We start from the raw sequence: 24,273 nt of genomic DNA on the forward strand, positions 1-24,273 counted from the left end.
AAGAAACAAAATAATTTAGATATGGCAGTAAAAGTTTCTACAAAGTGGTTGGGAAATATGCGATTTGAAAGTACCAATCCGTCAGGACATAATTTATTTATTGATGCAGGCGAAGAAAACGGAGGTAAAGGTGAAGGCTACAGGCCAAAAGCCTTAATGCTTTCTGGTTTAGCGGGTTGCTCTGGTTTAGATGTAGCTTCATTAATTAAAAAAATGAAGTTGGATGTAGATGATTTCAATATTGAAATTGAAGCAAATTTAACCGAAGAGCATCCAAAATATTACGATAAAGTGGCAATGCATTTTCACTTTTACGGAAAAGATTTAAGCGAAAAGAAATTACAACGCGCTGTAGATTTATCAATTGAAAAATATTGCGGTGTAATGGAAATGTTTCGCCAGTTTTCAGAATTAAATATTGAAACCCATTTTCATAAGTCTTAAACATGCGTTGGACGCTTAAGCCAAAACCAAATCAAGAAAAAGTTGAAGCTTTACAAAAAGCTTTACAAGTTAGTGAACCTATTGCAACTTTATTGGTACAACGTGGTATTGAAACCTATAACCAAGCAAAAGCGTTTTTTAGACCTAGCTTAAATGATTTACATAACCCATATCTTATGAAAGATATGGATAAGGCTGTTGAACGTATTGAAAAAGCCATTGCCAACAAAGAAAATATTTTAGTTTATGGCGATTATGATGTTGATGGAACCACGGCTGTAGCTTTAATGTCATCTTACCTAAAAACAAAACACCCATTAGTTTATACCTATGTGCCTAATAGGTATGATGAAGGTTATGGCGTGTCTAAAAAAGGCATCAAATTTGCCCAAGAAAATGATTTTTCACTTATTATAGCTTTAGATTGTGGCGTTAAAGCCATTGAAAAAGTAGCGTATGCAAAATCTTTAGGTATTGATTTTATTATATGTGATCATCACAGGCCAGGAGCAGAAATACCTAAAGCAGTTGCCGTTTTAGACCCCAAACGAAAAGATTGCGAATACCCATATAAAGAATTATGTGGTTGTGGTGTGGGGTTTAAACTCATTCAAGCTTTAGCTCAAAAAGATGGACACACTGTTGAAGATTTAGTACCATACTTAGATTTAGTAGCCACAGCAATTGGTGCAGATATTGTTCCCATTAATGGCGAGAACAGAGTGTTGGCGCATTTTGGGTTAAAAGTTATAAACTCAAACCCAAGACCCGGAATTAAAGCCATACTAGATCAGATTGAAAAAACAGAACTTACTATAACAGATGTTGTTTTTATTGTGGCTCCAAGAATAAATGCTGCAGGACGTATGAAACATGGTAACTATGCTGTAGCATTGTTAGCCGAAGAGGAAGCAGAAAAAGCCAAAAAGTTTGCAGCAGAAATTAACGAGTATAATTTAGACCGACGTGAAACAGATAAAGACATTACAGAAGCAGCTCTTAAACAAATTGAAGAACAAAAAGAACAAGAACGCTTTACAACTGTTGTTTATGACCAAAATTGGCATAAAGGCGTTATTGGTATTGTGGCTTCTAGATTAACAGAAACCTATTACAGGCCAACACTAGTATTTACCAAAAGTGGTAATAAATTGGCAGCTTCGGCACGTTCTGTTAGAGATTTTGATGTTTACGAAGCTATTGGAGCTTGCAGTGAATATGTTGAACAATTTGGAGGACATAAATATGCAGCAGGTTTAACGCTTAAAGAAGAAAATTATGAAGCTTTTAAACAAGCTTTTGAAGATTTTGTTTCTAAAACTATTGATAAAAACTTGTTGATTCCAGAGATAAAAGCCGATGTTAAGATAGACTTAAAAGATATCACGCCTAAATTCTATAGAATATTAAAACAATTTGCGCCTTATGGACCAGAAAATATGACACCTGTTTTTATGACCGAGGATTTGATTGATACAGGTTATGGAAAATGTGTAGGGCAAGATAAAACGCATTTAAGAGTTACAGTTTCTCAATCAAACTCAAACACTTTTGTTGGAATTGGCTTTGGAATGGGAGATAAATTTGATATTATTTCAGATAAAAAACCTTTTAAAGCGGTGTATTCTATTGATGAAAATGAATGGCAAGGAAACGTATCACTTCAACTTAAATTAAGAGATATTAAAGCTTAAACAATGGCAAAGAATGATCCTTATGCCGCTCTACGGATAAAAGAATTCAACATCTTTTTATTGCTCCGATTTTTATTAGTATTTGGGTGGTCTATACAATTTATTGTTATAGAATGGGAGGTATATAGTTTAACTAAAGACCCCTTAAATCTTGGGTTAATTGGTTTAATGGAAATTATTCCCGCTTTTACCATGGCGCTTTTTGCAGGTCATATTGTAGACCAAAATGAAAAACGCAATTTGTTAGCAAAATGCATTGCTGCCTTTTCTTTTATAAGCTTGGGATTATTTCTGTTAACTTCTAAAAAAATTGTTGCTAACTGGACAACCCAAAATATTTTAATAGGCATTTATGCTTTGGTTTTTTTGGGGGGATTTTTAAGGTCTTTTTTCGGCCCTACCATTTTCTCATTGGTGGCTCTAATAGTACCTAAAAAAGTGTATCCAAACGCAGCAACTTGGAGCACAAGTACTTGGAAAGCAGCAGGTGTTTTAGGAGCTCTTTTTGGCGGGTTTTCTATTCACTGGATGGGAGTACCCAAAACACTTTGTTTGGTGTTTATTATGGTAATGTTATCATTAATAATAACATTTAGAATTAAAAAGAAGCCTATTTTAAATCCAAATATTGGAGAATCTGTAAAAGAAAGTTTAAAGGTTGGTGTACGTTTTGTGTTTAGTAATAAAGCTATTTTAGGGGCATTAACTTTAGATATGATTGCAGTGTTGTTTGGCGGAACAGTAGCGCTTCTTTCTGTATTTGCTCAAGACATTTTACAGGTGGGCTCTAAAGGTTTTGGTATTTTAAACGCATCTATTTCTTTGGGGAGTATTTTATCTATGTTTTTAACTACATATTTGCCAGTTAACAGAAATACAGGCGTTAAACTATTAGGTTCTATTTTTGTTTTTGGACTTTGTATTATTGCATTTGGACTATCTTCAATATTTTGGGTTAGTATTTTGGCCTTGTTTTTAAGTGGTGCTGCAGATGGTATTTCAATGGTTATCCGTCAAACGATTTTACAATTAAAAACACCCGATGAAATGCGAGGCCGCGTATCATCAGTAAATTCTATGTTTGTAGGGTCTTCAAACGAATTGGGTGCTTTTGAAAGTGGATTAGCAGCAAAATTACTTGGTCCTGTAACTGCTGTGGTTTTTGGAGGAACAATGACTTTGCTTACTGTGGTTGCTGTTGGAATTAAAAATCCGGTACTAAGGACTTTAGATTTAACTAAAGATATTGAAGAACATGAAAATGAACCTTAATAGGTTTTTAGTTCCATGTTTTCTCCATCAAAAACGGCATAGGTATAGTAGTTTATCCAATCTCCTAAATTAATGTATTTTGAATTTTCGTTGAGTTTTATATTCAAAGGAAGGTGTCTATGCCCAAACACAAAATAATCTCGATGTTTATCTTCTAATTTACGCTTACAGTATTGTACTAACCATTCGTTGTCTTCACCCAAAAATTTGGCATCTTCTTCACCAGAAATAAGTTTATTTTTAACCGATAGGTGTTGTGCTAATTTTACGCCTAAATCTGGGTGTAACCAACGGAATAACCATTTGCAAAACGGATTTGTAAACACCTTTTTCATGCGTTTATAGCCTTTATCTCCTGGACCTAATCCATCGCCATGACCAATAAAAAATGATTTATTATTAAAGGTAAATTCTTTAGGTTTATAAAAAACAGGTATGTTTAGTTCTTCTTCAAAATAACCATTCATCCACAGGTCATGATTACCAACAAAATAGTAGATTGGAATTCCAGAATCGCTAATTTCTGCCAGTTTGCCAAGGGTTCTTGTAAATCCTTTAGGAACTACCCGTTTATAATCCATCCAGAAGTCAAATAAATCACCTAAAAGAAAAATGGCAGCCGCATCTTTTTTTACCTCATCTAACCAAGCTACAAACTTTTTTTCTCTTGGTAATGAAGCCTCTTTGGTGGGAGCTCCTAAATGATTATCAGAAGCGAAATATATATTTTTTCCTTTGGGAATTTGCATGTGTAAATATAGTATATTCTATTTATGCGCTAACTTTTTTATAATATACACTTCGTAATTTTCTGTAAACCAACAAATAAATGGCGGCCATTGCAAATGAAATTAAAGTGCCTAAGTATATGCCATATAACGGGTAAACTAAGGAAACAGATAAGGAGTAAATAATTAGAGAAAACATACCAATTGGCACGTTTTTAATTACTGTATGCACCTGTTTTTTTGAATATGTAAAATGAATAATGAGTATTAAAGGAAAAAGCGTTGTTGGAAAGGCAGAAAAAAGACCTGCCCAAGTAGAACCAACAAGCTTAGGAATACTAGTAATTAATAATATTATTGAGGCAGCAAATATGGCTCTTATAAAAAGTGTTTTATAATTAAGTTTTACTTTATTTTCAATTTTTACATTTTCAATTTTTTTAAAAAGATAGAGGTATATAAATGAAAATGAAACAGGAATTAAAATGGCAATATATCTGTTGAGTTCAATAAAATGAAGTAGCCAAACAATGATAAAATAACCCAAAATTGAAGACAAAGAAGACAACAAGATGTTGTATTTATTAAAATACGATGAGGCTAAGTAATAAATATAAACAAAAGATAATTGCGCTGTTAAACCAACCATATTATAAACCGCACTCTTTGAAGCAAATTCTGAACTTATTTCTAACCCAAAAAAGAATAAAGTTATTGCAGACCCTGTTGGGAAAGCAGATAATACTCCGGCAACTTTAGGGCTTACATTTTCTGCAAGAAGAGATAAACCAACTACAAAACCTATAGCAATAACTAATTTAATTAAGAATAATAGTTCTGGCATGCTTTTATTGATTTTTGTATCAAACTAAATTTTAATATTAAAGTTTAAATATTATCATAAGCAAACCATTCTGCAAAACTGGTAGTTGTTTCTTGTAGTTTTAATGAATGTAATTTTATGTTTTTGGGTAAACGCGGTTGAATTTTTTTAGCAAAATCAATGACCATCATTTCGCTGGTTGGTTGGTAATCTACCAATAAAACGTTGTGCCCGTGTTCTTCTAAATTTTTTGCCAATTCTACATGAGGTGTATTTTTGTTAAATACGGTAGCGTGGTCAAATACATCAACTATTTCTTCTTCTACAATTTTTTTAAGGTCGCCAAAATCTATAACCATACCGTATTTTACGTTGGTTTTATCTGCAATTGGTTGCCCAATAACAGTTACATGTAATTGGTAGCTATGACCATGTACGTTTTTGCATTTTCCATCATACCCATAAAGAGCATGACCTGTTTCAAAAGAAAATTGTTTTGTGATTCTTATATTGTTTCCCATTATCTTCGTTTTCCTCGGTTTCTGTTTATAATGTAAACTACAATTAAAACAACGGCTAATAGTAAAAATAACCCGTTGCCTGTTAAAAAGCCTAATATATTCATAATGTTAATCTTTGTTCATTCTTTTTTTATTGTATCGGTAAATTACATAGGCTAATAATACCAAAATAACAAAAGGCAGCATAGAGCCAATGAATACCCCAATTTCGTAACCTTTATCGGGAGCGTTTTTTATTTTTTCTTCAATATCTACCTGCTGTAAAAGTGTAGTTAGCAATAGCATGTTAGGTTATAATCTAGACCACAAATTTAAGAGTTTTTAGCTAGCGGAATGAATTGTTTTCTAAAATTAATTAGCAAAGGCAAACTTCTGGCAATCATCCAAAAAGTTAAGGCTATAAAAATGCCGTTTAGTTTAAAATTAAAATAATCTAACACATAAAGTACGGGTAAAAAAATTATGAATGTTGATAGCAATAAAACATTTCTAAGTAGTTTCATTTTTCCCAGCCCTTTAAACACACCATCAAAAATAAACGCTATAGAACAAATGGGCTGCATGATGAGTACTATCCAAAAAACAGAGTAAAATTCACTTAAAACATTGGCTTCTTTTGTAAATAGTAGCCCTATAGGTTTGTAAATTAAAACACCAACAATAGTTAAAGTAACTCCTACTAAAACTCCAATTTTTATTAGTTTTTGGTTTAACAAAACCAGTTGTTTATAGTTTTTAGCTCCAAATAATTTACCCGATAAAATATTGCCTGCGCTAGAATATCCATCAATAATAAATGCGCCTAAAAACCAAAGGTTAATAGCAATTGTATAGGCAGCAATATAATTTTTGCCATAACCAGTAGCAAATCTTGTGGCAAAATAAAGCGTAATGTTTAACGCCAATGTTCTAACAAACAAATTAAGAACCATTCCAGTAAATCGTTTAATTTCTTTATTAAAAGGGAAACTTAATTTTAGTGGAATAGAAGTTTTAGTAAGTAAAAAATAAACCGATAATAAAGCCATTATAATTTGAGCAGTTACACTTGCATATGCAGCGCCTTTAATGTGCATAGGGTTAATAATACCATTAACTCCGTAAACTAAAATAAAATCTAAAATAATATTTGCAAGTGCACCAATTATTGCAATTATCATGGGGTAATATGTGTTTTGCAGACCCCTAAAGGTTCCAAAAACAGCTATGGTGAATAGAGTAAAAGGGAATCCAAAAACTCTAATTTGGTAATAGGTTACACTGTAATCTAAAATTAAATTAGAGGCATTATAAAGTTTAAAAATTTCCTTAGCATACGGGAAAGTAGTAACAATTATAAGTAAACTTAAAGAGGTAACAATAAAAATAGCTTGCGCAGGAAGGTTTTTTACGGCTTCTAAATTGTTAGCACCTACATATTGTGATACTATAGATGAAATGGCACTTCTGGTTTGTCCCAATACCCAAATAAGCATAGACATAAATGTACCTACTATACCAACTGCTGCTAATGACTCTATAGCATTTATTGAAATATTGCCAATAATAGCCGTATCTGTAATTGATAAGATTGGTTCTGAAATACCCGATATTAAAGCAGGAATTGCTAGTTTATTGATGTATTTCAGATTAATGATATCCTTCAAAGGTGTATAATAATAGTTTATGCTTACTTTTGCAGCAAATTTATTGTAATTTTAACTATAAAACTTTCTAGATATGAAGAATATTTTAGTTCCTGTTGGATCTTCTAAAAATGCGGTGAGTCATTTACAGTATGCTGTTGATTTTGCTGAAGCTTTTAATGCTAAATTGTTTATTGTTCAGATTTATAATGTGTTTACCAAAGCAGGAACCATGAAAAATGTGGATAAAATTATTGAACGTGAAAGTTTAGAGTTTTTAAATGGATTAGTATCTAAAATTGATAAAAAAGGTGTTGATATAACCGTAAGAAGTTTAAAAGGGAATTTAGTAGACACATTAGAATTAGCTAGTAAAGCAGCCAATATAGACTTAATTTTAGTAGAACCCAGAACTACCTCTGTAAAAGATACCGTGTATTTAGGGAAAACATCTGGTAAAATTATTAAGCAAACACAAATACCAGCACTTATAGTGCCAGAAGGATATACGTTTAAACCTGTTACTAATATTTTAATGGCACTTAAATCGGCTATTATAAAAAAGGAAGGGGTCTTAAATCCGCTTAAAGATGTTCAGGATAAATTTAAATCTGTGGTGAATTTATTATTAGTTAAAACACCATACCATAAAGAACATGATTTTGATGTGAAAGAAGATTTAAAATCATTAGTATCTAATATTACAATTACTGAAAATGCCACTACTTTTCAAGGAGTATTAGAGCATTTTCAATCTCATAATCCAGATATGTTATGTGTAGTAAGACGCAAAAGAGGTTTCTTTGCTAAGAAATGGGAAAAAAACACTATTCTTAAAAAAGATTTTTATAGTAGTATACCTGTTTTAGTTTTAAGTGGGTTAAAATAGAAAGGCTTATAAGAAAAACTATCTTTTTTAATGCAAAATAATTATATACATTTGTATGCTTAATACAAATGGGGCATTAGCTCAGTTGGCTAGAGCGTTTGGCTGGCAGCCAAAAGGTCATCGGTTCGACTCCGATATGCTCCACAAAAAAAGGCTTTCATTTATGAAAGCCTTTTTTATAATATTATGGTTTTTATAAACCGAAAAGTCTAGGTAACCACATAGAAATTTCAGGAATATAAGTTATTAGCAATAATACCAGTACCATTATTAATAAAAATGGTAACAAGGGTTTGACGACTTGAGAAACAGTTACATTAGCTATACCACTTCCAACAAAGAGTATGGTACCTACAGGGGGGGTACATAAACCAATACATAAATTAAGAACTAGTACAATACCAAAGTGTACAGGATCCATTCCTAAAGCCATAACTACAGGTAAAAATATTGGAGTAAATATTAATACCGCTGGTGTCATATCCATAAAGGTTCCTATTATTAATAAAGTAATATTAATTACAAAGAATATAGCAAATTTGTTACTAAACTGTTCTAATAAAAAGTTACTAATAAGTGCAGGAATACTTTCAAAAGAAAACAGCCAACTCATAGCCATTGAGGTGCAAATTAAAAACATTACAACAGCAGTAGTTTTGGCACTATTTAGTAATATATCAGGAAAACTTTTAATGGTAACACTACGGTAAATTAAAGCTAGTACAGCAGCATATAAAACTGCAATTACAGAGGCTTCAGTAGCTGTAAAAATTCCGGCAACAATACCGCCTACAACAATAACAAGCATTAATAAACTAAAAAATGCTTTTCTAAAATGTTGCCAAACTTCTTTTAGAGTAGCTCTTTGTCCTTTGGCAAATTTTCTTCTTACAGCAACAAAAACTATATATCCAATTAAAGCTAAACCTAATAAAACACCGGGTAAATAACCTGCAATAAATAAGGCCGCAACAGAGGCAGCACCTCCACTAGCAAGTGCATATACAATTAAAATATTACTAGGAGGAATTAATAACCCCGTAGTAGAAGAAGTAATATTTACAGAAGCACTAAATTCTCTTGGGTAACCTTCTTCTTCCATTCTATCGGTCATTATACTACCAATTGCAGAAGCTGCGGCAATGGCAGATCCTGATATGGCACCAAACAACATTGATGCTAAAACATTTACATAAGCTAAGCCTCCAGGGAGACTAGCTACTAAAGATTTTGCAAAATTTATAAGCCGGTTTGCAATTCCACCTTGTTTCATTATTTCTCCAGCCAATACAAAAAATGGAATAGCTAATAAAGCAAAACTATCTATTCCAGTAGTCATACGTTGTGCAATGGTTGTTAACCCTGGTAGTTTGTCAATATTTAATAATAGACTAATTGTGGTTGAAATTCCAATGCTATAAGCAACAGGAACCTTAAGCATTAAAAGAATAAAAAAACTAGAAAATAAAACAACAATACTTAAAACTTCAATACTCATAGCTCAGTTATTTGGTTTTTAGAAATTTGAGAAATATGGATAACAGAAAACCACATAATTAGTAATCCGCTAAATGGCAAAATAGCATAAATATATCCTAAAGGAATGCGTAAAGTACCAGAGAGTTGCCCTAAATGTAATGTGGTATAAACAAGGTTAAATCCGCCAATAACCATAACAATTAATGCAAATAGAAAAATTAAAATCTCAATTATAATAGATACTTTCTTTTTTGTGGTATCTGAGAATTTTCTATATAGAAAGTCCATTGATAAATGGGCTCTTTTAGCATTTAAATAAGCCGCACCTAGAATAGACATCCATATTAATGAAAATCTAGCAAACTCTTCTGTCCAAGAAAAAGAAGCCTTTAAAACATATCTTGAAAATACTTGAAATAAAACATCAAAAACAAGTAATGCAAATATGACGATTAGAAAAATTTCCATGAATCTAACCACACTATTAAATAAAGAGTTGGATGGTTTCATACTTAATTAGATTTAATTTCTTTAACAATTTCAGCTAACTCGGGGTGTTCTTTTTGAAACTCTTCTAAAACAGATTTAGATTTTTCGGCAAACAAAGATTTTTCTGGAATAATGATTTCAACACCTGCATCTTTTACAATTTTCATGCATTCATCAACAGATTCTTTCCAGAATTTCTTTTGTGCTTGTGCAGATTCATCAGCGGCTTCTTGTACCCATTCTTTTTCTTGTTTAGATAGTTTCTCCCATTGTTTTGTACCAATTAAAAGAACATCTGGTACAGAAGAATGTTCATCTAGAGTATAATATTTACTAATCTCATAATGGTTTGATGATACAAAAGAAGGAGGGTTGTTTTCGGCCCCATCAACAACACCTTGTTGAATAGCGGTATATAATTCACCATAAGACATTGGTGTTGCAGCACCACCTAAAGCATTAACCATATTAATCGCCATTTGATTATTCATGACCCTAATTTTAAGACCACGTAAATCTTCTGGCGTTCTAATGGCTTTGTTTGAGGTGTAAAAACTTCTACTGCCAGCATCATAATAACACAAACCACGAAGCCAAAATTTTTCTCCTTTTTCTAATATAGATTTTCCAACAGATCCTTCTAAAACATCAAACTGGTGTTCTTTGTTTTTAAATAAGTAAGGTATTCCCAACACATGGTATTCTGGAACAAAGTTAGATAATGTTGCTGCACTTACTTTTGTAATGGCAACACTACCTATTTGTAAAAGTTCTAATACCTCTCTTTCAGAACCAAGTTGGCCGTCTGGAAATATTTTAATTTTTAAAGCACCTCCAGATTTTTTTTCTAGTGATTTTTGAAACTCTAAAATACCTTTATGTACAGGGTGTGTTTGTGGTAATGTATGTGCTAAATAAAGTGTTTTTGTTTCTTCTTTTTCTATGCAAGAAAATAAACTCATGCAAATTACAAGAGACAAAATAAGTTTAATTTTCATCTTTTTGTGGTTTTAGTTTAGTCTGAAACTGTTACAAAGATAATAAAAATACAATCGATTGTATTGTTTATTCTATTCAAAATTGAAATAGTTTTTTGCGTTATTATAACATATGTTTTGAATCATTTTACCAAGAAATTCAAGGTCATTTGGCACTAATCCTTGGTTTAAATCTTCAGCAATAATATTACATAAAATACGTCTAAAATATTCATGCCTTGGAACCGATAAAAAACTGCGGCTATCTGTTAACATACCAATAAACTTGCTTAAAAGCCCCATGTTTGATAGTACGTTTATTTGTTTTTCTATGCCATCTTTTTGGTCTAAAAACCACCATGCGGCTCCCCATTGCATTTTTCCTGCTATACCACCGGTATTAAAGTTACCCATCATGGTAGCAAAGGTTTCATTTTGTGCCGGATTTAAATTGTAGGTAATGGTTTTAGCTAGTTGATTGGTGCTGTCTAGAGCGTTTAAAAATTTTGATAAGCCTTCAATTATAGGATAATCTGCAATAGAATCGCAACCAGAATCGGCTCCTACCAATTTGTTTAATCTGGTATTGTTATCTCTTATTACCCCTAAGTGATATTGTTGAACCCAATTTTTTTCATGGTATTTTTTTCCTAAATATAGTAATAGGCTAGACCTGTATTTTTGAATTTCAAGTGTTGAAAGTTGTTCTTTATTTAAACCTTTATTAAAAATAGAAGCGACCTCCTGGGTGTTAAATTCTACATAAGAAAAAGCGCCACTAATACCGTAATCTGATAATCTACAGCCATTTTTGTGGAAAAATTCTATGCGCTCATCTATAGCCTTTAAAAGTGCTTCATAATTAGTTATTTCAAAATTAACACATGCACTTAGTTTATCTATGTATGAAATAAAGTTGTTTTCACTAATAAAAAATAAAGCATCTGGTCTAAAAGTAGGGAATACTTTTACTTTAAAATTACCTTCAGCAATTTGTTTATGATATTTTAAACTATCCGTGGGGTCATCAGTAGTGCAAACCACTTCAACATTCATTTGTTCTAATAATTGCGAAGGTGTTTTTTCGACTAAAATACTATTAGCTTTGTTATAAATGTCTGTGGCATTATTAGGTTGTAAAATATCATCAATATTAAAGTAGCGTTTTAATTCTAGCTGTGTCCAATGAAATAACGGATTTCTAAGTGTATTAGGAACCGTTTCTGCCCATTTTTGAAACTTTTCTTCTAATGAAGCATTGCCCGAAATATATTTTTCTTCAATACCATTGGCACGCATACCACGCCATTTATAATGATCACCTCCTAACCACGCTTCGGTTATGTTTTTAATAGGCTTATTTTCTGCTATTTGTTTTGGAGAAAGGTGATTGTGATAATCAATAATTGGCATTGATTTAGCATAATCATGATATAGAATTTCGGCTTCTTTAGATTGAAGTAAAAAATTGTCTGTTATAATGTTTTTAGACTGAATTATACTCATAAATTTAACTTTAGTTTAGTGTATGCGTTTATATAATTTGAAAAAGTATAATACAGAATTTTAGTGCGATTTTACGAGTCTAAAATGGCTTGCGTATACTTTTCGTGTGCGCACACGCAAATATAACAAATTCATTTCTCATTGGATGATTTAAGATTGGATTTTTTTAATTATTTGCGTAAGAAAAAGATAGTTTTATTAATAACTTTTTTTAGTGCTTTTGGCAGTTTGTTTGTATCCCAAGGATGACGTGCTTCAAATACATGATTAGCACCTTTTATAATTTCTAAAGTGCTTTTTGGATTCCATTTATGAAGATTTTTTGCCTCATCTATTAAAACGCTGGTATCATTGTCGCTATGAATAATTAAGTGCGGTATTTTTAGGTTTGATACAGCATGTTTTATGTTTAAGCGGTCTTTGTTGTTTACAGTATCTAAATAAAATTGATAATAGTGTGGCATTTGTTGTTTAGTGCGCCCATTTAAAACATATTTCACACCTGTTTTTTCCCAAGTTTCAACATCAACATTTGTTATGGTTCTACTTAAAAAATCAGACACACCCGCTAAACTAATTATAGCTTTTACTCTATTGTCTTCGTTGGCTTTTATTGAAACTATACCTCCACCACGGCTATGTCCCATTAATGTTAATTTATCTAAATCACCTATTTTTTTTATAGTGTTATTTTCAAAACACCAATCAATTACAGATTGTAAATCATCTAATTCTTTGGTGTAGTTGTTATTTCCAAAAGCTTCTAAATCTGGAAAATCAATAGGCTGTTCAACGGTTCCGCCATTATGAGAAAAGTTAAATTTAATGAAGCAAACACCCGTATTAGCAAAACGTTCTGCCATAATATTCCAAGCGCCCCAATCTTTAAATCCTTTGTAGCCATGACAAAATATGATTATTTGGTTATTTGTTGTGTTAGCTAAATAGCTTACATCAATTATTATGGGTTTATTATGCTTGCCGTTAATTATAAAATCTTTTTTCTTTAACATTATATTTCTTTTTCGGTAAATGGAATGTTGGGGTTACAAATTTCTATAATAAGGCGTTTTAATTCATTATTAAAATGATCAATTATTTCTTGAGTAATTAAGGTGTTTTTTTTTGCGCCTCGGCCTGCTTTATCTTTTTTGGCGAATTTTAAAAATCCGCTGTTTAAATTTTTAAAAGAAATGATGCCAGCTTCAATAGGTAATTTAACGTCTTTAGATTTTTGCATCATAAGGGCATAAGTAAGCACTTGAAAACTTTTACTGTACTTTTTATAATCTGTTGATATGTCTTCCCAATTTACAATTTCAACATCAGATTGTTCTACCTTTCCAGTTTTGTAATCTATAATTCTAGTTATGCCGTTGTATTCATCAATGCGGTCTACTTTACCTGTTATATTAATGGGAAAGTCTAATTCTGGAATTTCAATGCTAACTTTATTTTCAGCTTCAATAGCAATTATTTTTATTTGTTTTCCTGCTTTTAATTCTCTTATTTCTAAATCTAAAAAATTGTGCACATAGCGTTTTGCTATTTCAAAAATGATTAAGTTTTTTCCTGTTTTAATATCACCTTCTTTATAGATATCTTTAAAATGATGTGTAACAATTTCAGCTACCTCTTTTTTAAGATTTTGAACTATTTCAACAGAAATGAAAGAACCAACAAAAGGTTTATAAAAATCTTCAAGCGTGTTGTGCACTACAGTCCCTAAGGTGTTTGCAGCAACGGTTTCTTCTACTTCATCAAAAGCTTGTATTTTTAATATTTTTTGATAATAGAAATCGATTGGATTTCTAATATAGTTTGTGAGCGATGATGGTGAAAACCCTTTTTGTGCCACCGCTTTAAGTCTTTCAATAACATCATCGGTTTTTTTAATAACGTTAGGTTCTTGTTTAATAACGGGCACCTGTGGCGTTATAATTTGATGGTTTATTTTATGAATACCTTCTAATTCTAACTGGGTTATAAATCGGCTTTTTTCTCCTCCTGTAAGTACATCGGTTTCTGTGTTATAAAGAATGTAAATATTTTTAGCCCGCTGTAGTAATCTATAAAAATGATAGGTATAAACCGCATCTTTTTCTTTGTAGGTTGGTAATTTGTTTTCAATTTTAACATCAAAAGGGATGAACGAGTTGTTACTTTTTCCGGAAGGAAGAATACCTTCATTTACGCCAGAAATAATAACGGTTTCAAAATCTAAAACTCTAGATTCTAACATGCCCATAATTTGCAAACCTTGTAGGGGTTCGCCTTGAAAATCTAAGGTTTCTGTGGCTAATAGTTCTTGATAAACATCATACAATGCGGTTATGTCTTTAATATGCTTATATTCTGAGTTTAGCCGTTTTAATTCATTGAATAATTCATTAAAACGGAACAAATATTCTAATGAAAGCAAATTTGAATCTTTGTCTTCATCTAAATAATCTTTAATAGCAAGAATTAAATGGGAACAATTGTTTAAAGCTACATTAACTTTATCCCAATTAACAAATAAAATATCAATAATTTGTGAAGATTCTTTGGCAATGTCTTTTAATCTATTACTTGTAATATAAATAAGGTTATTACTATCAATAGTTTCAATAATTTTAGAGGCATAATCTGTAGCGTTTATATTAAAAAGAGGTCTTATAAACTGATGCGAAATAATATTGATTATGTCTTTATAATAATATGATTTTGAAGGTTTTTTATGTAAATGAAACAATGCTTTAAAGAGTGATGCTAAAGGAATTGATTTTAACGGAAACCCCATGGTTATATTCAGAGATTGAATATTTTTTGGTAAAGAATTAAGGGTAGGAATGAGTAAGTTTTCATCACCTAAAACCACTGCTGTACTTTGTAACGAGGTATTCTTGTTTTTTAGCTCATTTAAAAGATTGCCAATATATTTTGCTTGTCCAATATTTTTAGGCACTCCAAAAACAGATATATTTTTATCTTTAGAATAGGTATTAGTTATCCACTTAAAGGGCTGTTTTTTAAAATACAACCAATTAGATTTATGTTGTTTTGTAAATAAAGCAGCATCATGTTTGGGGTTGTTAAAGAACACTTTATCTATATCCCAGTAAATTTGTGCTATATCATTTTGAAGTAACTCTTGTATAATTGTTTCTTCTGCAGTATTAAGGGCGTTAAACCCTAAAAAAACATGTTGCTTTTTTTCGTTAGCTTGAATGTAAGATTCTATATTTTCAACAGCTTCTCTGTAAATTAAACCTTGATAACCAATTTTTCTCTTTAAAAGTCTTTGTGTAAAGTGAGAGTAGTATGTGTTTAGTTTTTTCCAGAATGATAAATATTTCTTAATGAATTCTGTTTGGTTTTCCTCTAAAGACCAATGGTTGTGTTCTATTTCCTTTATGGCGCTTAAATAGTTGAAAATATTTTTTTGAGGTATAAGATAGCGGTCTATTTCATTGAAATCTTGAATTAAAATTTGTGCCCATTTTGAAAACGACTCGAAAGAATCCTTTTCATTCTCATTTGTAAGCTGAAGGTAAACTTCATAAAATTCAAAAAGAAGTTCTGTATTAGTAATATTTTTTAGTTCAGAGAGATTTTCAACAAACTCTTCAATACTATGAATTGCAGGAGAAAAAATAACTTTATCTGTTACCTTTGAAAGTTGATGTTTTAAAAATATTCCTGCGCGTTTACTGGGTAATATAAAGGTAAGGCTAGAGAAATCTGCGCCTTTTTTTTGTAAATCTTTTAAAACATCAAAAATAAAAGTTGTCATTGTATAAAAATAAAAAAACGCCTCGGGAATCCCGAAGCGTTTTTTAAAAAGTTATTTAGAGAATTAACTATATAAATTATTTTACTAAGTTAATTTCAACTCTTCTGTTTTGAGCTCTACCAGCTCTAGTTTTGTTACTAGCAATTGGTTTAGATTCTCCATAACCTTTAGATGATAATCTGAATTGATCAACACCATGAGAAGTTAAGTAATCTTTAACAGAAGCCGCTCTAGACTCAGAAAGACTTTGGTTTAATTTTTCGCTACCAACACTATCAGTGTGTCCTTCAACAGTAAATTTAGCTGTTGGGTATTCGTTGATAATTTTAATGATATCAGCTAATACTTTTTCAGATTCTGCTTTGATAGAAGATTTACCAGTATCAAATAAGATAGTTTTAGCGTACTCATTTAAAGTTTTTTGAACTGCTTCAGTTACTTCAGGACAACCATTGTTTGCAACAGTACCTTTAACTTCAGGACATTTATCATCTTTGTCTAATACACCGTCACCATCAGTATCTGGCCATGGGCATCCACTGTTTGCAGCAGGTCCAGCAGTGTTAGGACATTTATCATCTCCATCAGCAACACCATCACCATCAGCATCTGGACAACCGTTTAAAGCTTTTAAACCAGCTACTGTAGGGCATTTGTCATCTTTATCGGCAATACCATCACCATCAGTATCAGGACAACCGTTTAATTCTGCTAAACCAGCTTCATTAGGACAATCGTCTTTGCTATCTTCAATACCGTCACCGTCAGAATCTGGACATCCGTTAAATGCTTCTAAACCAGCTACGTCTGGACAAGCATCGTCTTTGTCATAAATACCATCTCCGTCAGTATCAGTTCCTCCAAATCTAATAGAAATACCAGCTGTGTGTTGGAAGTGAGTATCTAAGTAATCTTCAAAAGCATGTTTATATGCAGTTTGAAGTGTTAAACCAATATTATCGTTAAACCAAACGTTTAATCCAACAGTTCCGTTTAAAGTACCAGCACCAACTTCGTCAATCCAAGTGTAACCACCACCTAAACCTACGTAAGGGTCTATAGTAGTACCTTCTAAAAAGTTGTACTTAACGGTACCATCAATACCATAGTAAGATAAATCATCTACTGATGAAGCATCAGGAGTTCCTGCAACCTCACCCCAGCTTTCAATTTTGTTTAAAGATCCAGTTACTCCAAAAGAGAATCCATCACCTAAATATTTAGAAACAGCAATTGATGATAAAGAAGGTAAAATGTTGTAGTTGTCTGTGTCTACAAATTTACTAAAGATAGACTCTGAAGCTTCTCCTGTTCCTGTAAATAATGCGCCATCTCCAGAAGGGAAGGCATCTACTGCATTTACCGCTATGGTAATTTGCCATGGATTGTTTTTGTCTTGTGCATCAGCATAATTGTAACCAAGTACAAGTACGAATGCTAACAATAATCTGCTAAGATTTTTCATATTCAAAAGTTTAATTTTTAAGTGTTAATTGTAAACAAAAGTAAGTTGTTAAATGTTATTAACAAAGACAAATATATAAAAAAATCGTACAAAAGCACCGTTCGCCGATTGTTCAGAACGATTTTAGATAAAATATTTTGTCTTTTCTTCTAATATAGACACTTTTATAATAAAGAGGTCACATTAATTTTATATTTTTTTATAATATTTTAATTTTTACGTCATCATCTATATACACTAAAACTTTATGTTTAACTATTAATTGCATGTTTTCTAATACATTTTGGTAATCTTGTAGTTGTTGTGCGTGTTTTTTATTTTCACTTCCTGTTTTATAATCTATAATGGTAACTTCATTTTTATAATTTATATTAATTCTATCGGGTCTAAGTATCATGCCTTCTTTTGTAATGATATCTCTTTCATTATATATGGTATCATTTGAAGTAAAATATTTTTCTAAAAACGGATGATTTACTATTTGATTAATAATTTCTTTTAATTCATTTGCTTGTTCGTTATTTATTATAGATGCATTTAAAAAATCGTTAATTACAAAATCAACATCATTAATAGTTTTTATTTGAGACATTATATTATGAACAAGATTTCCTTTTTCAATGGCTTTATGTTGATTAGTATCCCATAAAAATCCAGATTTTGTAACCATTTTAATATTGTGCTCCTCTTTTGCTGTAGAAATAAATATTTTTTGGGTTAGTATGTTATCTTGCAGAACAACATTTTCTGATGTTTTTGTTGGGTTGCCAAAGTGGTATTTGAGTTGTGAATTGTTCCATAAATTAGCATGCTCTAAAAAACTAATGAATAATCCCGAATATCTTTTCTTATTAACGTCTCCTTTTGCTGAAATATCTTTTTTTGATATAATATAAAGTTGTTCAACAGCACGGGTTAATGCTACATATAAAAGGTTGATGTTGTCTAATTCAAGTTCAGCTTTGTGTTGATTATAAATTTGAAATCCTTCTTCACCAAAATGTTCAAAATCTTTATTGTAATTTAACAAGATGTGAGTAAAACCTTGATATTGCTTAGAGTTTAATTCATACCATTGTTTAGCATCTACCTCGGCATAAATGTCTAAATCTGCATAAGGAAAAATAACTACCGGAAACTCTAAGCCTTTTGATTTATGAATGGTCATGATTTGAACCGCATTTTTACCTTTTGGTGAAACAATGCTTAAGCTGTCTTTTTTCTTTTCATAAAACTCAATAAAGGCAGGAACATCTGATCCTTTTTTTTGTGAAAACTCTAAAACAAAGTCTAAGAAAAATTGAATATAGGCGTTAGATGTTTTACTTAAATTAAAGTTTCTTATAATAGTTTCAACCAAGTCATAAAGCGGAAGTTGTAGTAAATTGTTTTTTAATGAGATATTATAATTTTCAAAGCTTTTAAAAAGTTTATGCAATGGCAATTCTAAATGCGTTGAAAAAAATTGATGTTTATCTTTAATACTTAACAATGAAGTTAAATAATTTAAGACTAATACTTTTATTTCAAGGTTTTTAGGTTGAACTAATAGTTTTAAAAAATTAATTATAAAATTTACCTCTTGTGAATTACTAATTAGTAATGTTTCTGATGATACAATAGGTATTTCATTTTCACTTAAATAGTTTGCAATAGCTACTCCTTCTTTTTTCTTTCTAACCAAAATGCAAATATCTTTAAGAGAGTAACCGCTATTTATACAAGTGTTAATTTTTTCTAGGGTAGCTGTTGTAAAGCAAATATCTCTATCATCGGTTTTGTCAAAATCTAAGAAATCTATTTCTACATAACCTATATCTTCTAAAAAGGTGTTTTGGTGTCCGTTTTCGTATAACGTTGCATAATCTTTATTGTTGAAAACATGGCTTGAAAGAAATTTAAAAAAGCTGTTGTTAAACTTTACAACTTCTTTAAAACTACGGTAATTAGTTGGTAGGTTTTCTACATGTTTTTTAATGTAAAACGGGTTATCATTATTAAATAGCCCTATAAATTGTTCTGCTTTTCCTCCGCGCCATCGGTAAATAGCTTGTTTAGCGTCTCCTACTAACATGGTGCTGCCACTTTCTGTAGATAGTGAGTTGCTTAATAGTGGTATTAAATTTTCCCATTGTTTAATAGATGTGTCTTGAAATTCATCAATAAAATAATGTTTAAATTTTTCACCAAGGCGTTCATAAATAAAAGGGGTGGGTTGTCCTTTTATTTGGTTACTAATTATTGTATTAAATTCAGAAATAAGCATTTTGTTTTGTTCTTCCTTTAACAATGCTAATTCATTGTTTATAGCGTTTAAAACCGATAATGGTGTTATGTTTTTGTGAAAATTCTTTAAGAATAGAAGGTGATAAACTTGTGCTTTTATTGTTTTGTAGGTTATTTCAATTTCAGGTAGAATGGCTTCAATGGTGTCTGCTAAAGCAGCCTTTAGCTTTTTGGTGTATATATTTTTTCTTTCAATAATATTTTCTTCTAGCTTATTATCATATAATTTATTCAATTCTAGTTTAGCTGCTTTTTTAAAATGGTTGGGTAAAGTGCCTCTAGAAAAATCTGAATGTTCTAAACCCGCTTCACTAATTAAGTTAAGTATGCTTTCAGCTTTTTTAGTTATACTATTTTCGGTTAATTTTATATCTTTTTTTAGTTGTGCTTTTAAAGTTATAAAATCTTTAAAGGTTTTCTCTTTTAAAGTTTCTATAAAAGGTATATCATTTTCGTTTACTAAAAGCTTAGAAATTTTACTTAAATCTAATGCAATATCCCAGCTTTTATCGTCATCTGCTTTTTCAATAGCAAACTCAACCAAAATATTTGTAAGAGCTTCGTTGGTTCCGGCTTTAGCTATAAGGCTATCTACAGCTTCATTTAAAAGGGCTTCTTGGTCTAACTCAACTTCAAAATTTAATGGCAGTTTTAAATCATGAGCAAAAGTTCTAATGAGTTTATGTGTAAAACCATCAATAGTTGAAATATCAAAAGCAGCATAATTAAAAATTATGGAATCTAGAATAATTTTTGATTTATCATGAATTACTTTAGGAGCCATTTCTAATTCTTCACAAATAGTATTAAACATGCTATTTGGGTTTTTTAAAATGGCATCTTCAGAAAATAATTTAAGTGCCTCTATAACACGTTCTTTCATTTCAGCTACTGCCTTGTTAGTAAACGTAATAGCAAGAATATGTTTGAATTTTTCGGTGTTGTTAGATGTAAATAAAACTTTTAAATACTCTTTTACAAGTGTAAACGTTTTTCCGCTACCTGCAGAAGCATTATAAATGGTGAATGAAGGATTTTTAATCATGAATGTTAATTTTATACAAGATAAAAACTATCAATGGTTTCATAACAATATATTATTTTTAATTGCCCCCTTTTATGCGTAAATTTGAAATGAAATTAATTAATAATAGATAAAATAAGAAATTATGGCTTTTGAATTACCAGATTTAGGTTATGCATATGATGCATTAGAACCACATATTGATGCACGTACAATGGAAATACACCATACTAAGCATCATGCAGGATATACAAACAATTTAAATAATGCAATAGCAGGAACAGATTTAGAAGGAAAATCTATTGAAGATATTCTTACTAATTTAGACCTAGACAATGGAGCTGTTAGAAATAATGGAGGTGGATTTTACAATCACTCTTTGTTTTGGACGGTTATGAATCCAGAAGATAGAGGATATTTATCTGGAGAATTAAAAGATGCTATAGAGTCTACTTTTGGTTCTAAAGATGAATTTATTGCCGAATTTAGTAAAGCTGCAGCAACACGTTTTGGTTCTGGTTGGGCTTGGTTATGTGTTCATAAAGGTGGTAAAATAGAAATTTGCTCTACTGCTAACCAAGACAATCCATTAATGCCAGGTATTGGTTGTGGCGGAACTCCAATTTTAGGATTAGATGTATGGGAGCATGCTTACTATTTAAACTATCAAAACAGACGTCCAGATTATATTAAAGCATTTTTTAATGTTGTTAATTGGAATGAAGTTGAAAAACGCTACGCAGAAGCAAAGTAGTCAAATATAATTTTAAGTGTTATAAATTAAATCGTCTAGATTTTTCTAGGCGGTTTTTTTTATGCCTTTAACTAAAGAAATTGAGATTTAAAATTTATAAAAAGTATTACTGTTTTTTTTTTAAAGAGAGGAAAGTACATAAAATGAAAAAGGTGAGCTAGAACGCTCACCTTTTTGCCCCAAATCTACCATAAACTTAACCTACTTATGTTATGGTGATTCAAAGATATATTTGTGCTAAAGACTGGTAAAATATTTTGGGTGAACTACTAATAAATTGGCTTAACAGAGATAAGGTTTAAAAATTAGGATGAAATGAAATGAAGCGCTTTTTTTGAAAGAATTCTATGTAATTAAATTGCATAAAAAAAGGCGAACGAGAGTTCACCTTTTTTTGCCCCAAATCTACCATGAACTTAACCTACTTATGTTATGGTGGTACCAATTTATATGTATTTTAGATAACAGGATTATTTATTAGATAAAAAGCGTATTTAATAGATGAAATACGCTTTTTACGGTTTAACCGCAAGATTTTTAAGGACTTAAAATTAATAAGCTCGTTCTTTATTTCCTTCGTAAAAATTAATAAATGCTCTGTTTACAACTCTATTTCCTCCTACTGTTGGGTAATTACCTGTAAAATACCAATCTCCTAAGTTTTTAGGACAAGCTTTGTGTAAATTTTCAATGGTTTGGAAAATTATTTTAACTTCAGCATTTATACTTTCATCACTTAATAAGTGTGCTATTTTATTAGAGATTTCTTCTGCAGTAAAAGGATTGTATATTTCTTTTACAAAGTTTTGAACGTCTTTATCTTCTAAGTCTTCTTGAGCCTTACATTTATTATACACATCTTCAACAATGTGGTATTTGTTATTGTCTTTAAGTAATTCTAATGCAGCTCTAAAGGCTATTAAGCTTTCAAGGTTTGCCATGTCAATGCCATAACAATCTGGATAACGAATTTGAGGAGCTGATGACACGACTATAATCTTTTTAGGATTTAATCTATCAAGCATTTTTAAAATACTCTTTTTTAATGTGGTGCCGCGAACTATACTATCATCAATAATAACCAAATTATCATTGGGTTTTACGACGCCATAGGTAATATCATAAACATGGGCTACTAAATCGTCTCTGCTACTATCTTCTGTAATAAAGGTTCTTAGTTTTACATCTTTAATAGCAATTTTTTCAACCCTAATTCTTTCAGATAAAATTTCGGTCACTTTTTCTGCCGATATGTTACGTTGCCCAGATAGAATGGTTTTGGTTTTAGTTTTATTAAGTTCATTTTCAGCAGTTTCTATCATGCCATAAAATGAAGTTTCTGCTGTATTTGGTATGTATGAAAAAACGGTATTTTTAGTATCATTATTAATAGCCTGCATTACTTTGGGCATTAATAACCTACCTAGCATTTTTCGTTCTTGATAAATCTCGGCATCACTTCCTCTAGAAAAATAGATGCGTTCAAAAGAGCATGCTTTACGTTCTAAAGGTTCTAGTATTTGTTTAAATCTTACTTCTCCAGATTTTTTAGTAATTATGGCTTGTCCTGGTTCTAATTCTTTTACATCTTCAAATTTTACATTAAATACGGTTTGAATAACAGGACGTTCTGAGGCTACAACAACAACTTCATCATCTTTATAGTAATATGCAGGACGTATACCTGCGGGGTCTCTTAGTACAAATGAATCACCATGACCTATAAGTCCAGCCATAGCGTAACCACCATCCCAATTCTTTGCAGCGCGCCTTAAAATTTTAGCTACTTTTAATCGTTCTGCTATCTGTGGAGAAGCATCTCTTTTATTGTAACCTTCTTTTTTTAAGTCTTTATATATTTTACTAACGGCATCATCTAAAAAATGCCCAATTTTCTCCATTACAGTAATGGTATCTGTATATTCTTTTGGGTGCTGCCCTAATTCAATTAGGTTGCTAAATAGTTCTTTAACATTAGTCATATTAAAGTTTCCGGCCATAATTAAGTTACGGTGCATCCAGTTGTTTTGTCTTAAAAACGGGTGAACACTTTCTACACTATTTTTACCAAAAGTGCCATAGCGTACATGCCCAAGAAGCACTTCTCCTATATATGGAATATTTCTTTTTTGGGCAGCTACATCATTAAGGTATTCTGGGTGTGCTTTAAACTCATTATTAATACGATCATTAATTTGAGAAAAAATGTCTTGAATAGGTTGTTGAGCAATAGACCTAACTCTACTTATATAACGTTGCCCTGGTTGTGTGTCTAGCTTAATGCTGGCAAACCCTGCGCCATCTTGCCCACGGTTGTGTTGTTTTTCCATCATTAAATACATTTTATTTACGCCATAAAATGCACTACCGTATTTTTCTTTATAATATTCTAAAGGTTTTAAAAGTCTTATAACGGCTATACCACACTCGTGTTTAAGAATATCACTCATTACATAAAAGTTTTCGCTTTCGCGGAAATATTAATCTATTTTTATATTTATTCCTAACAGCTGTTAGGTTTA

19 protein-coding genes and 1 tRNA gene are annotated in these 24,273 nt (G+C 31.1%); 6 read left to right on the top strand and 14 right to left on the bottom strand.

All coding sequences use genetic code 11. From position 1 onward, the window contains the following. Positions 1 to 21: 21 nt before the first annotated feature. The 3 genes from J1D01_RS00935 to J1D01_RS00945 are packed head-to-tail and all read left to right on the top strand — an operon-like array spanning position 22 to position 3,410. Positions 22 to 444, top strand: coding sequence for an OsmC family protein (locus tag J1D01_RS00935; protein WP_372936086.1), 423 nt, complete (start codon positions 22 to 24; stop codon positions 442 to 444). Between the two features lie 2 nt (positions 445 to 446). After that, positions 447 to 2,138 (top strand): single-stranded-DNA-specific exonuclease RecJ, encoded by a 1,692-nt coding sequence (recJ, locus tag J1D01_RS00940; protein WP_421149539.1) that lies wholly within the window; start codon positions 447 to 449, stop codon positions 2,136 to 2,138. Between the two features lie 3 nt (positions 2,139 to 2,141). Continuing rightward, on the top strand, positions 2,142 to 3,410 hold the full coding sequence (locus J1D01_RS00945; protein WP_421149540.1) for an MFS transporter: 1,269 nt from the start codon (positions 2,142 to 2,144) through the stop codon (positions 3,408 to 3,410). Here J1D01_RS00945 and J1D01_RS00950 read toward each other — a convergent pair. The 5 genes from J1D01_RS00950 to J1D01_RS00970 form a co-directional block, all read right to left on the bottom strand. Beyond that, a complete protein-coding gene (locus J1D01_RS00950) occupies positions 3,407 to 4,159 on the bottom strand; it encodes a UDP-2,3-diacylglucosamine diphosphatase (RefSeq protein ID WP_372936093.1) in 753 nt (250 codons plus the stop codon). The two genes, J1D01_RS00945 and J1D01_RS00950, sit on opposite strands and share 4 nt — an antisense overlap. A 22-nt stretch (positions 4,160 to 4,181) precedes the next feature. Then, on the bottom strand, positions 4,182 to 4,982 hold the full coding sequence (locus tag J1D01_RS00955) for a hypothetical protein (RefSeq protein ID WP_372936095.1): 801 nt from the start codon (positions 4,980 to 4,982) through the stop codon (positions 4,182 to 4,184). 44 nt (positions 4,983 to 5,026) lie between these two features. Further along, on the bottom strand, positions 5,027 to 5,482 hold the full coding sequence (locus tag J1D01_RS00960) for a 6-pyruvoyl trahydropterin synthase family protein (protein ID WP_372936097.1): 456 nt from the start codon (positions 5,480 to 5,482) through the stop codon (positions 5,027 to 5,029). A 108-nt stretch (positions 5,483 to 5,590) separates the two neighbouring features. After that, a complete protein-coding gene (locus J1D01_RS00965; protein ID WP_421149541.1) occupies positions 5,591 to 5,767 on the bottom strand; it encodes a hypothetical protein in 177 nt (58 codons plus the stop codon). A 26-nt stretch (positions 5,768 to 5,793) separates the two neighbouring features. Continuing rightward, a complete protein-coding gene (locus J1D01_RS00970; protein ID WP_372936101.1) occupies positions 5,794 to 7,128 on the bottom strand; it encodes an MATE family efflux transporter in 1,335 nt (444 codons plus the stop codon). A 73-nt stretch (positions 7,129 to 7,201) separates the two neighbouring features. Between J1D01_RS00970 and J1D01_RS00975 the strand changes: the two genes are divergently transcribed. Continuing rightward, positions 7,202 to 7,996: a universal stress protein gene (locus J1D01_RS00975; RefSeq protein ID WP_372936104.1), complete on the top strand. Its 795-nt coding sequence runs from the start codon at positions 7,202 to 7,204 to the stop codon at positions 7,994 to 7,996. Positions 7,997 to 8,066: 70 nt separating this feature from the next. Next, a tRNA-Ala gene (locus J1D01_RS00980) sits at positions 8,067 to 8,140 on the top strand. 49 nt (positions 8,141 to 8,189) lie between these two features. Here the strand turns inward: J1D01_RS00980 and J1D01_RS00985 are convergent. From J1D01_RS00985 to J1D01_RS01020, 8 genes are all read right to left on the bottom strand, one after another. After that, a complete protein-coding gene (locus J1D01_RS00985) occupies positions 8,190 to 9,494 on the bottom strand; it encodes a TRAP transporter large permease (RefSeq protein ID WP_372936106.1) in 1,305 nt (434 codons plus the stop codon). Continuing rightward, entirely contained in the window at positions 9,491 to 9,985 is a 495-nt protein-coding gene (locus J1D01_RS00990; protein ID WP_372936108.1) for a TRAP transporter small permease, read from the bottom strand. Before J1D01_RS00990 ends, J1D01_RS00985 begins: the two co-directional genes overlap by 4 nt. A 2-nt stretch (positions 9,986 to 9,987) precedes the next feature. Continuing rightward, a complete protein-coding gene (locus J1D01_RS00995) occupies positions 9,988 to 10,962 on the bottom strand; it encodes a TRAP transporter substrate-binding protein (RefSeq protein ID WP_372936110.1) in 975 nt (324 codons plus the stop codon). Between the two features lie 72 nt (positions 10,963 to 11,034). After that, positions 11,035 to 12,447, bottom strand: a complete 1,413-nt coding sequence (uxaC, locus tag J1D01_RS01000) for a glucuronate isomerase (RefSeq protein WP_421149542.1) — start codon at positions 12,445 to 12,447, stop codon at positions 11,035 to 11,037. Between the two features lie 170 nt (positions 12,448 to 12,617). Further along, positions 12,618 to 13,460 carry an alpha/beta hydrolase family protein gene (locus J1D01_RS01005; protein ID WP_421149543.1) on the bottom strand — a complete coding sequence of 281 codons (843 nt, stop codon included), beginning with the start codon at positions 13,458 to 13,460 and terminating at the stop codon, positions 12,618 to 12,620. Next, positions 13,460 to 16,222 (bottom strand): PD-(D/E)XK nuclease family protein, encoded by a 2,763-nt coding sequence (locus J1D01_RS01010; RefSeq protein ID WP_421149544.1) that lies wholly within the window; start codon positions 16,220 to 16,222, stop codon positions 13,460 to 13,462. The genes J1D01_RS01005 and J1D01_RS01010 overlap by 1 nt, the downstream gene beginning before the upstream one ends. A gap of 76 nt (positions 16,223 to 16,298) precedes the next feature. Continuing rightward, the gene (locus tag J1D01_RS01015; protein WP_372936118.1) at positions 16,299 to 17,687 is read right to left on the bottom strand and encodes an OmpA family protein; all 1,389 of its coding nucleotides are present in this window, start codon (positions 17,685 to 17,687) and stop codon (positions 16,299 to 16,301) included. Positions 17,688 to 17,886: 199 nt separating this feature from the next. Continuing rightward, positions 17,887 to 21,018, bottom strand: a complete 3,132-nt coding sequence (locus J1D01_RS01020) for a UvrD-helicase domain-containing protein (protein ID WP_421149545.1) — start codon at positions 21,016 to 21,018, stop codon at positions 17,887 to 17,889. Positions 21,019 to 21,142: 124 nt separating this feature from the next. On the opposite strand from J1D01_RS01020, the gene J1D01_RS01025 reads away from it, so the two are divergent. Next, positions 21,143 to 21,751 carry a superoxide dismutase gene (locus tag J1D01_RS01025; protein WP_372938858.1) on the top strand — a complete coding sequence of 203 codons (609 nt, stop codon included), beginning with the start codon at positions 21,143 to 21,145 and terminating at the stop codon, positions 21,749 to 21,751. Positions 21,752 to 22,302: 551 nt separating this feature from the next. On the opposite strand, the gene J1D01_RS01030 is transcribed toward J1D01_RS01025, so the two are convergent. Then, on the bottom strand, positions 22,303 to 24,201 hold the full coding sequence (locus J1D01_RS01030; protein WP_372938250.1) for an amidophosphoribosyltransferase: 1,899 nt from the start codon (positions 24,199 to 24,201) through the stop codon (positions 22,303 to 22,305). Between the last annotated feature and the right edge of the window lie 72 nt (positions 24,202 to 24,273).

It is taken from the genome of Seonamhaeicola sp. NFXS20 (assembly GCF_049132085.1).
In the GTDB taxonomy this organism is placed as follows: Bacteria; Bacteroidota; Bacteroidia; order Flavobacteriales; family Flavobacteriaceae; genus Seonamhaeicola.

Excerpts from the sequence above, each read along its gene's own strand:
- J1D01_RS01015 (WP_372936118.1), bottom strand. The coding sequence starts at position 17,687 with ATGAAAAATCTTAGCAGATTATTGTTAGCATTCGTACTTGTACTTGGT.
- J1D01_RS01020 (WP_421149545.1), bottom strand. The coding sequence starts at position 21,018 with ATGATTAAAAATCCTTCATTCACCATTTATAATGCTTCTGCAGGTAGC.
- J1D01_RS01010 (WP_421149544.1), bottom strand. The coding sequence starts at position 16,222 with ATGACAACTTTTATTTTTGATGTTTTAAAAGATTTACAAAAAAAAGGC.
- J1D01_RS00960 (WP_372936097.1), bottom strand. The coding sequence starts at position 5,482 with ATGGGAAACAATATAAGAATCACAAAACAATTTTCTTTTGAAACAGGT.
- J1D01_RS00985 (WP_372936106.1), bottom strand. The coding sequence starts at position 9,494 with ATGAGTATTGAAGTTTTAAGTATTGTTGTTTTATTTTCTAGTTTTTTT.
- J1D01_RS01025 (WP_372938858.1), top strand. The coding sequence starts at position 21,143 with ATGGCTTTTGAATTACCAGATTTAGGTTATGCATATGATGCATTAGAA.
- J1D01_RS00990 (WP_372936108.1), bottom strand. The coding sequence starts at position 9,985 with ATGAAACCATCCAACTCTTTATTTAATAGTGTGGTTAGATTCATGGAA.
- J1D01_RS00965 (WP_421149541.1), bottom strand. The coding sequence starts at position 5,767 with ATGCTATTGCTAACTACACTTTTACAGCAGGTAGATATTGAAGAAAAA.
- J1D01_RS00945 (WP_421149540.1), top strand. The coding sequence starts at position 2,142 with ATGGCAAAGAATGATCCTTATGCCGCTCTACGGATAAAAGAATTCAAC.
- J1D01_RS00995 (WP_372936110.1), bottom strand. The coding sequence starts at position 10,962 with ATGAAAATTAAACTTATTTTGTCTCTTGTAATTTGCATGAGTTTATTT.
- J1D01_RS01030 (WP_372938250.1), bottom strand. The coding sequence starts at position 24,201 with ATGAGTGATATTCTTAAACACGAGTGTGGTATAGCCGTTATAAGACTT.
- J1D01_RS00935 (WP_372936086.1), top strand. The coding sequence starts at position 22 with ATGGCAGTAAAAGTTTCTACAAAGTGGTTGGGAAATATGCGATTTGAA.
- recJ (WP_421149539.1), top strand. The coding sequence starts at position 447 with ATGCGTTGGACGCTTAAGCCAAAACCAAATCAAGAAAAAGTTGAAGCT.
- J1D01_RS00955 (WP_372936095.1), bottom strand. The coding sequence starts at position 4,982 with ATGCCAGAACTATTATTCTTAATTAAATTAGTTATTGCTATAGGTTTT.
- J1D01_RS00950 (WP_372936093.1), bottom strand. The coding sequence starts at position 4,159 with ATGCAAATTCCCAAAGGAAAAAATATATATTTCGCTTCTGATAATCAT.
- uxaC (WP_421149542.1), bottom strand. The coding sequence starts at position 12,447 with ATGAGTATAATTCAGTCTAAAAACATTATAACAGACAATTTTTTACTT.
- J1D01_RS00975 (WP_372936104.1), top strand. The coding sequence starts at position 7,202 with ATGAAGAATATTTTAGTTCCTGTTGGATCTTCTAAAAATGCGGTGAGT.
- J1D01_RS01005 (WP_421149543.1), bottom strand. The coding sequence starts at position 13,460 with ATGTTAAAGAAAAAAGATTTTATAATTAACGGCAAGCATAATAAACCC.